At 71.1% G+C, this 917-nt stretch carries 2 protein-coding genes; both read left to right on the top strand.

The genetic code is table 11. The annotated features are described in order from the left end of the window. The first annotated feature begins 92 nt into the window (after nucleotides 1–92). Complete coding sequence (locus ND748_RS32885; RefSeq protein WP_251750146.1) at nucleotides 93–428, top strand: YlxR family protein; 336 nt, start codon at nucleotides 93–95, stop codon at nucleotides 426–428. A 219-nt stretch (nucleotides 429–647) separates the two neighbouring features. Continuing rightward, a partial coding sequence (locus ND748_RS32880) for a translation initiation factor IF-2 N-terminal domain-containing protein (RefSeq protein WP_251750145.1) occupies nucleotides 648–917 on the top strand: 270 nt, incomplete at its 3' end.

Genomic DNA, 917 nt, shown 5'->3' with positions numbered 1-917 from the left:
GGCCGGGCCGCCGCGGCGGTCCGGGCCGCCCGGGGTTCCGCGGCGCTCTCCCACCGCGGGTGGCCACTCCCGGGGTCGGGCGGGATAGACTTATGGTGGCGTGTCGTGCGGAGCCCGTCCGTACCTGTATCGGATGTCGAAGCCGTGCGCCGAGTTCCGACCTCTTGCGTATCGTCGTGGACAGCGGCGAGCTCCTGCCGGATGCTCGTCGGCGTATGCATGGTCGGGGTGCGCACCTGCATCCAGACCTCGCCTGCCTCGATCTCGCGGAGCGCCGTAGGGCGTTTACGCGAGCGCTGCGGGTGCCAGGCCCGCTCGGGTCGGTGCAGGTCAGGTTGTACCTGGAGCGGTTTCGCCCCGCGGCAGCCGGATCCCGTTCGCGGGATCCTTCGGCCGCAACGGCTCCGGACGGGGCGAAAGTCGGGTAAAGGTAAGGGGTACGGGTGGTCTGCGGCAGCGGAGCGCCCGGGTCAGACGGGACGGACGCCGCCAGCAACGGCGCCCGGTCCGGGAGGCGGCGCCAGATGACGTCGACAGGGAAGCAGGTCGAGACAGCGATGATCGCTCAATGAGCACCCAGCCATGATCACGACCGGCAGGTAACGAGGTCACGCGGGCACGGACCGCGGGCCGAAAGAAGGAGCACCGTGGCAGGAAAGGCCCGCGTACACGAGCTCGCCAAGGAGCTTGGTGTCGACAGCAAGACTGTGCTCGCCAAGCTGAAAGACCTGGGCGAGTTTGTGAAGTCCGCTTCGTCTACCGTCGAAGCCCCCGTCGTCCGCAAGCTGAAGGAAGCTTTCCCCGCCGAGGGCGGGTCCGCCTCAGGCGGGCGTCCCGGCGGTCGGCCCGCGCCCGGTAACGGCGTCCGGCCGGCTCCGCCGCGTCCGGGCCTCGCGCCTCGGCCCGGCCCCCGGCCG

Origin of the sequence: Frankia sp. AiPs1 (assembly GCF_023716945.1) — a bacterium.
Lineage (GTDB): Bacteria > Actinomycetota > Actinomycetes > Frankiales > Frankiaceae > Frankia.
Note: the sequence above shows the minus strand (reverse complement) of the source record. Positions and strands in the feature narration are given on the sequence as shown.